Origin of the sequence: Vibrio sp. 10N.261.52.A1, assembly GCF_002876325.1 — a bacterium.
Taxonomy (GTDB): Bacteria; Pseudomonadota; Gammaproteobacteria; order Enterobacterales; family Vibrionaceae; genus Vibrio; species Vibrio chagasii.
In genome coordinates this window covers 1-8,805 of sequence record NZ_MCYD01000903.1, presented here as the reverse complement: position 1 = coordinate 8,805, position 8,805 = coordinate 1, and the positions used below count along the sequence as shown (strand labels likewise).

The 8,805-nt window shown below is 45.8% G+C and carries 6 protein-coding genes; 3 read left to right on the top strand and 3 right to left on the bottom strand.

The genetic code is table 11. The annotated features are described in order from the left end of the window. Positions 1-2,386 (bottom strand): helicase-related protein (locus BCT81_RS19515; protein ID WP_102425532.1); only part of this gene is annotated, 2,386 nt, incomplete at its 3' end. Positions 2,387-2,570: 184 nt separating this feature from the next. Between BCT81_RS19515 and BCT81_RS19510 the strand changes: the two genes are divergently transcribed. From BCT81_RS19510 to BCT81_RS19500, 3 genes are all read left to right on the top strand, one after another. Further along, positions 2,571-4,259 carry an NAD-dependent malic enzyme gene (locus BCT81_RS19510; protein ID WP_102425531.1) on the top strand — a complete coding sequence of 563 codons (1,689 nt, stop codon included), beginning with the start codon at positions 2,571-2,573 and terminating at the stop codon, positions 4,257-4,259. Between the two features lie 161 nt (positions 4,260-4,420). Further along, entirely contained in the window at positions 4,421-5,173 is a 753-nt protein-coding gene (locus BCT81_RS19505) for an ElyC/SanA/YdcF family protein (RefSeq protein WP_032498702.1), read from the top strand. A gap of 199 nt (positions 5,174-5,372) precedes the next feature. Beyond that, entirely contained in the window at positions 5,373-6,743 is a 1,371-nt protein-coding gene (locus BCT81_RS19500; protein ID WP_008222995.1) for a DASS family sodium-coupled anion symporter, read from the top strand. Between the two features lie 241 nt (positions 6,744-6,984). Here the strand turns inward: BCT81_RS19500 and BCT81_RS19495 are convergent, their stop codons facing one another. Both BCT81_RS19495 and BCT81_RS19490 read right to left on the bottom strand, forming a co-directional pair. Further along, entirely contained in the window at positions 6,985-7,335 is a 351-nt protein-coding gene (locus BCT81_RS19495; RefSeq protein ID WP_102425530.1) for a GlpM family protein, read from the bottom strand. 123 nt (positions 7,336-7,458) lie between these two features. Beyond that, the gene (locus BCT81_RS19490; protein ID WP_102425533.1) at positions 7,459-8,754 is read right to left on the bottom strand and encodes a GGDEF domain-containing protein; all 1,296 of its coding nucleotides are present in this window, start codon (positions 8,752-8,754) and stop codon (positions 7,459-7,461) included. Between the last annotated feature and the right edge of the window lie 51 nt (positions 8,755-8,805).

Genomic DNA, 8,805 nt, shown 5'->3' with positions numbered 1-8,805 from the left:
CAATAATTCGGCTCGCCTTTTTGTACTGAATACGCCAGCCAGACCAAGTCGGTAATTCCCATCTTTTCGGCGGTGATTTTCTACTACCCGACTGATAATGAACGTAAATCAGCTTTCTTCCCACAAGGTACTCAACCTCCAAGTTCAAGTCAGCAAGAGTGAGCGAAAACGGGTACTTTTCAGCGAACTCTGTATATAGCCAACTAGGGATACCTTCAAAAGGAATGTCCGATGCGTCAAACATTTCGAGTTCACTGACATCGGTAACTCCTAGCACTTCAAGCTGCTCAATAAACCACGATTCAAAACTCAGTTGCTCGATATCGGAGGTAAACTTGGTTTGCTCATCCAGCCCAAGTTTGACGTACAGCTGCCAATGCTTGATCTCTCGAGTGCGAGCCTCAGCAAAACCAGGAAGCTGAGTACCAGTTACCACCAGACCCACGATGGGCTTTAAGGACAACTGACCTTCTGCTGCAACCAGTTTTGTCGTGATTGTGCGACCTGCGTACACCAAATCCATCTCGGTAAACACACCATCATCATTGACCACGGTTTCGCCCTGTTGCCATTCGCCAAGTTCCGCCTCAACCATCAGTTCAAGCGCAATTGGTGCTGTGGTCGTTGCGAGAGTCAGTGTCTGCTTAACTCCTCGCCCGGGAAGGCTGTGAGTATCAAACACCAACATAGCCTGCGCATTATCAGGAAAACGATTTTGTCGACCAAGCACCACCTCTAGTGAACCGTTAGCAAACGCCTCTCTTCTTTTTAAACGACGTACAAACACCAACTCAGGATGCAGCTTAATGATGGTTTCAAGTAGAGCGGTACGTTGGTAGCGAGAGGCAACTTCCAACTGAGGAAGCTCAAACACTTCACGCATTTGCTCGGCAAGCCCTTGTGCTTCCGCCAAAGCTTGTTGGTCGATTTCTAGGTGTGGATAATCACAACCACGCACAATCTGAATCAACAAAGTTAAATCACAGCCCTCTTTTTCTTGCTGAGCGAGCGCTTCCAAATGTTCAGCATTATTGGGTAACTGATATAAACGAGCAGGTACAGACAATGCGGCGGTGAGATCGACCATCGCCTCTTTCAATGCTTTGGTTTTAATACGGGTAACAATATCGGCATACAAGGCATCAATCGGCAGTGGGTATAGCTTTTTACCGTACTCGGTAATTTGATGGTCGTGGTCAATCGCTTCCATCGTCAGCAAAGTTTGTGTTGCGCTGTGTAACGACTTTTCTGGAATGGGATCGAGGAAAGACAAACTCTCCAAAGTGAAGCCACTGCATGCCGCTGCCAACATCGGCTCAGTCAACTCTTCACGCTGCAATTCAGGTGGTGTGACTAATTCTAATGCCGCATGCTCACCATACAAACGAACACAAACACCGTCCATTACCCTACCCGCACGCCCGGCACGTTGCTTGGCACTCGCGCGTGATATGGATTTCAGCATCAAGGTAGTTCTGCCATTACGTTGAACCGTTCTTCTTTCCAATCCAGAATCGATCACCACACCAATATCGGGAATGGTTAGCGAGGTTTCAGCCACGTTGGTTGCGAGAATGACCTTTCGCAAGCCTCTGCCATCGTTTCTATCACCACTTTCGTTACCCGTATTGCGACCAGATAACGCGAGGTCTCGCTCCTTGTCACTCACCGAGGCATGCAATTTAACAACTTGCAGATCCGGATGTTTTGCCAACGCTTGCTCACACTGCACAATCTCTTTCTTGCCCGGAAGGAAAACCAAGATATCGCCGTGCGATGCAATAAGTTGATGATTCACCTCTTCAACGATGCGTTGCTCTAGATGTCGACTATCTGGCAAAGCCCTAGATTCATTTGCTCTGTGCTCGATATCAACCTGATAAGTTCGTCCCTCACAACTGATCCTGTTCGCTTCTAGATATCCAGCGAGGCGCTCCCCTTCGATGGTTGCCGATGTGATGACCAAACGGTGACTCGCTTTCTGCTTAAGCATCGCCACCAGCAAGTCGATGTCCCAACGCCTTTCGTGAAATTCATCCACCACAATTACATCAAAACTCGCTAACCCATCTTCCGCTAACCAACGCAAGGCAATCCCGGGCGTAACGAACACTACATCAGTCTGCTCATTGTATTGTGCTTCAAGCTTGATGGCGTAACCCACTTTGCTGCCCAGCTTCTCACCCGATTCTTTCGCTAGAAACTTAGCTAACGATGTACAAGCGATTCTTCTTGGCTCAACCACCAGCACACGCCCATGTTGAGATGCCCAAATTGGCAAACGCGTTGATTTACCCGAACCGGTTTCAGCTTCTACAACAAGGTGAGAATCGGCGATCTGTTGATGGAAAGTACTTTGATAGCTATCGATGGGAAGTTGAGACATAAAAAGAGAGAGCCGCGAAAAAATGTGAGCAAAGTATAACGAATTATGACGTTAGAATTCGATAACTGTGGGATAGGAGAAAGAATATCATTTTGTTTGCCAAGATCGGGGAGAAACTATTTACAATTGAATAACTAAACCGTTATCATTTTTCAGTTACCCTTTCTCCCATATTAGGCATCCAATGAACAACGATAAACGCCCTCTATATATCCCTTATGCTGGTCCTGCTCTACTAAGTACACCCCTTCTAAACAAAGGCAGCGCATTCACTGCTGAAGAGCGTAGCTCTTTTAACCTTGAAGGTTTGTTACCGGAAACAACGGAAACAATCCAAGAGCAAGTTGGACGTGCATATAAACAATATTGTAACTTCGAAAGTGATATGGATAAGCATATCTACCTTCGTAACATCCAAGACACTAATGAAACGCTTTTTTATCGTTTAGTTCAAAACCACATCTCTGAAATGATGCCTATCATTTACACGCCAACGGTTGGCGCAGCATGTGAGAACTTCTCAAATATCTACCGTCGTGGTCGTGGTCTGTTTATCTCTTACCCGAACCGCGATCGTATCGATGATCTACTGAATAATGCGACAAACCACAATGTTAAAGTTATCGTGGTTACGGACGGTGAGCGCATTCTTGGTTTGGGAGACCAAGGTATCGGTGGCATGGGTATTCCAATCGGTAAACTAGCACTGTACACCGCGTGTGGCGGCATCAGCCCAGCTTACATGCTACCAATCGTACTAGATGTTGGTACAAACAACCCTCAACGTCTTGCTGACCCAATGTACATGGGCTGGCGTCACCCTCGTATCACAGGTGCTGATTACGATGCATTCGTTGAAGAGTTCATCCAAGCCGTTCAACGTCGTTGGCCTGATGCGCTAGTTCAGTTCGAAGATTTCGCACAGAAGAACGCAATGCCTCTACTTGAGCGCTATAAAGATCGCATCTGTTGTTTCAACGATGATATCCAAGGTACAGCAGCGGTAACTGTGGGTTCTCTACTTGCAGCATGTAAAGCAGCAAACAGCAAACTTTCAGACCAACGTATCACCTTCTTGGGCGCAGGCTCTGCAGGTTGTGGTATCGCAGAAGCGATCATTGCTCAAATGGTGTCTGAAGGTATCAGCGACGAGCAAGCACGCTCTCAAGTATACATGGTTGACCGTTGGGGCTTACTACAGGAAGGCATGCAGAACCTGCTTGATTTCCAACAGCGCCTAGTTCAAACCAGCGCGAACACGAAAGACTGGGAAAGCGATGGTACTGGTTTCTCTCTACTAGACGTTGTTCGTCACGCTAAACCAACAGTATTGGTTGGTGTATCTGGTGCACCGGGTCTATTCAGCAAAGAAGTCATCAAAGAGATGAACCTTCACTGCGAACGCCCTATCGTGTTCCCACTATCGAACCCAACAAGCCGTGTTGAAGCAACACCAAACGACATCATTCGTTGGACAGATGGTAAAGCACTAGTAGCAACAGGTAGCCCATTTGAGCCAGTGGTTCACAACGGCACAACTTACCCAATCGCTCAGTGTAACAACAGCTACATCTTCCCAGGTATTGGCCTTGGTGTGTTGGCTGTGAACGCTTCACGCATCACTGACGAAATGCTAATGGAATCGAGCCGTGCACTTGCGACGTGTTCTCCACTAGCAATCAATGGTTCTGGTGCTCTACTTCCACCACTGGAAGAGATCCACACTGTATCTAAGAAGATTGCTTTTGCTGTTGGTAAGAAAGCGATCGAACAAGGTGTTGCACTAGAAATCACTGAAGAAGCACTACAACAAGCGATTGACCAGCACTTCTGGCAGCCGGTTTACCGTCGCTACAAGCGTACTGCATTCTAATAGAGCGTACTTGTTCTCAAATACTACTCTTACAAGAGCCCCTGCCATTGCAGGGGCTTTTTTCTTTACATTGTCTTGTCTTTTTAACTGATTTTTCTCATTTTTATTTGGTATTATCGAGCACTCAAAAAATAATGCTCAGTCAAAGGACTATGCCGAGAGTGAAATTCGATTCTCACATTTGCCGTAACTACTTATTAAAAGCATACAAAAAACTGCAAGGTTTTCTGTATGGCGCTTTCATTGTGTTCTTGATAGGCAGCGCTACAGTTATTGCGATCGATTATTGGGTTTCGTGGCAAGCCGAAGACCGCATCATCTATGACATCGATGAGGTGCCAGAAGTAGAGGTTGCCGTCGTGCTGGGTACCAGCAAATACTTGGGTAGAACGCTCAACGACTATTACAAACACCGTATTGAAGCGGCAATAGAACTGTTCGACCGTGAAAAAGTCGACCAATTTCTATTAAGTGGCGACAACGCTCACCGCTCTTACAATGAGCCATGGACAATGAAGCGCGACTTGTTAAAAGCGGGGGTTCCTGATGAACGTATCAACCTCGACTACGCGGGCTTTAGAACCTTAGACTCGATTGTTCGTGCGAAAAAGATCTTCGATACCGACAACTTCCTAATCATCACTCAAAAATTCCACTGTGAACGAGCGCTATTCATCGCCAACTCTTATGACATTCACGCGCAATGTTTGGCGGTTTCCGGGCCGACTCACCACTCCGGAACATCAATACGTTTACGTGAAGTGTTTGCTCGTACCAAAGCCTTCCTCGACCTATATATTATGGGTACAACCCCGAAATTCCTTGGCCCGAAAGAGCCGATTCAACCTAGCCCAAAACAAGAAATATCACCAATTCCAAGCCCTATTTCTGCCCCTTCAGAGACCGATGTGTAGAAATCTACACATTTTGAATTTGTTGCCTCACATTTCCCTACTGTTACACAAAAACACACCAACACCTCTTTATTAACTTAAGTAACATTCCCTCAACAAAGCCCAACCCTACATGAAGTCAATATTCCTCGAAAAACAATAAGCACAGCTCTATGAAGCAAGTGCATCCATAAACGAGGATAAACAAAAGGAGCGCCTTATGACGGCACTTGTTACTACACTGAAACACTGGTTGTTTACCCGCAACAGCATGATATTAATTGGTAATTTCACGCTATTCGCACTCTTGCTCAACACTCTTCCTTTCGAATCACAAGTCAATACTGGTTTGAGTATTCTCGTGTTCGTTGCGGTTCTATGGTTAACCGAAGCTATTCATGTCAGCATCACCGCTCTGCTTGTTCCACTCTTGGCTGTCCTGTTTGGTGTCTTCAACACACCCGCGGCATTGGCGAACTTCTCTAACCCAATCATCTTCTTATTTATGGGTGGTTTTGCTCTTGCTGCCGCGCTAAACAAGCAAGAACTTGATAAAGCGATTGCTGACAAAGTTCTGTTGATCGCAAAAGGCAGAATGTCGGTCGCGGTATTCATGCTATTCGGTGTGAGTGCTGGTTTGTCGATGTGGATTTCTAACACAGCAACAACCGCAATGATGCTTCCTCTGGTTCTTGGCATCATGAACAAAGTAGACCAAAGCGAAGATCGCAATACTTACGTGTTCGTGCTACTAGGTATCGCTTACTGTGCGTCTATCGGTGGTATCGCAACCCTAGTAGGTAGCCCACCGAACGCTATCGCTGCAGCAGAAGTTGGCCTTAGCTTCACAGAGTGGATGGCACTTGGCCTACCAATCTCGATGATTCTATTGCCAATCGCAATGTTGATTCTTTACGTGATGACCAAGCCAAAACTTAACCATAAGTTCGAGCTAGACCACGCGCCAGTAGAATGGACAAACAGCAAGAAAATCACACTGTCTATCTTCCTACTCACCGTGACTCTGTGGATTTTCGGTAAACCAATCAACGCAATGATCGGTGGCTTCTCTAAGTTCGATAGCTTAGTTGCAATTGGTGCAATCGTACTGCTTGGCGCTTCTAGAGCAGTGGAATGGAAAGATGTTGAGAAGACAACCGACTGGGGTGTATTGATTCTATTCGGTGGTGGTATCTGTCTAAGCAACATCCTTAAAGCGACTGGCACCAGTGTATTCCTAGCGCATTCATTAAGTGGTTTCTTAGAGACAGCAGGCGTTCTGCTAACAATTCTAGCGGTAGTCGCGTTCGTGGTATTCCTAACAGAATTTGCGAGTAACACAGCAAGTGCAGCATTGTTAGTACCTGTATTCGCCACCATTGCTGAAGCATTAGGTATGTCGCCAGTTATCCTGTCTGCATTAATCGCTGTCGCTGCATCTTGTGCCTTCATGTTACCTGTTGCAACACCACCAAACGCGATTGTATTTGGTTCAGGTCATATCAAGCAGAAAGAGATGATGCGAATTGGTATGGTTCTAAACCTAGTTTGTATCCTAGTGCTAACACTATTCGCTTGGATCTTCTGGTAATAAACACTGATAAGAGATCTGCATAAGCAAATGCTCTGACGAAACTGGCTGCAGTTCCCCCGCTCAGCCAGTATAAAAATGCCCACTCAATGTGAAGCCATCATTTACTTGAGGTTATCACTAAGCGGGCATTTAGAAAGAATAATAAAACGATTTCCCTTTTTGGTGGCTCCTCGCCACCTTTTTTGTTTGGGTTTTTGCATACCTATCAAGCAACCATTCCCATTTGGATAACGCCTTCTTACGCCACACTCGGCACAACACGCGTCCAGCCGATAAGCAACATAGAGGCGCACAGCACCCACACCACTGTTGCCAGCGACAGAGTCGACACTAAGCTGTAGCGATAGCTAAACACGTACACAGCCCCTAAATAAGCCGCGTATGGCACCAGAGAAAACAGGCCAAACAGTACGGCAGTACGCAGCTCTACCATGGTTTGCTCTGTGCCGACAATATAATGAGCAATCAAGGCAAAAGTAGGAAACAAAGGTACAAGCCCTGATACATAAAAACTCTTACTTTTCGACAACAGTGCAATCAACAAAACCGCTGCAGCACCAAGCAAACATTTAAAGAACAATGAGATCATTTCAATACGTTATCCAAACAAACCAACAAAAACTCTAGAGAGTAAACTCATACAGCGCCCACAAAAACGCCACACGTCACATATGCACGTGTGGCTTATAAAACAATCAAAATAATTTGCAGATTAGTGGCTCAAGATCACCTGATTGCGTCCTGAGTGTTTAGCTTGATAGAGCGCCTCGTCAGCGCGAGCAATCGTCTCTGTCACCCTCTCTTGCTTCATTTCAGCAACACCAATGCTGCAGGTCAGTGGGTCACCATGAACCCAAAGATGTTGGCTAACTAAGAGGAGAATTTTCTCAGCTTTTCTTTGCGCTTCGCCAAGATCAGTCTCAGGGCAAAAAACAATGAACTCTTCACCACCCCATCTCACCAATTTATCTGTCGGGCTGATTGCACTACCGACCACCATACTAAATTCTCTTAGAATATGGTCACCCATTTGATGGCCGTATTTGTCGTTCACACTCTTGAAGTAATCAATATCAAGATAGAGCATGCTTAACTTACCGTGCCCTTGTTTGACATGTTGTGACTGCATCTTCAGCCAGTCTCGAATCGCATGCCTGTTAAGGATTCCAGTCAATTCATCACGATGCGCCATTTCCGAGAACTCAAAGTTTTGCTCTCTTAATGCTCGGTTAACGTTCTTGAGATGATGATGTCTTTTCTCGGCAATCACCATACGTTTGCGCGAGTTGTGTAACTCTGAAATTAAGAATACGGTGCCAGTACCAACCCAAACAAACAGCAAGATTAAGAACAAGCTCTCGGCGGTGATGTAAGAGCCCTCAAATTCGATACTACGAATAACAATGCGATGATGCCCAAGTTTTGCGCCTGATGCCGTCGCGAACTCCACCATATTTACGTTGGAATACTCGGGAGCAGAGTGCTCTAGCGCGATGTCATTATCTGCAAGCCACCATGTCATCACTTGAAGGTTTTTAATCGGTATTTCAATCACGCCGCCATCGACACCTGGAGAAAACTCCATGCCATTGTACTTATGCGTGTACTCATTATCCGGAACCGAATAAGCAGGGTTGTAATTGCGTAGGTAGGTTCGTAAACGGCCGCTAGAGTCCGCTTCCGCGTGGTAATCGATGTTGACTCTAAAAGTGTGATACTGGGAAAGGTCGAGGCCAACCGTAATATCTGGGTCAATACGAATCGACAAGCCACAATAAGGCCAAGGGTACTCAGACTCTTTCAGTTCACAATCAAGAATGTACTGCCCATTAGCGAAGGATAATTGAGACGTACTCACGCCTCTATCGACCTGATCACTGGTTGCAATAAACTCATATTTGTCTGGTGTAATTGCCGTTATCACGCGATTTCCGCTAACACGGTAGTACTGCACTATGGCAAGCGTCGCGATAACTAAAAAGATGACTATCTTATGGATCCACTTCACATCTAAGCTTCCGGCATATATCCCTATCTTTGGGATTTCACGATATAAAAT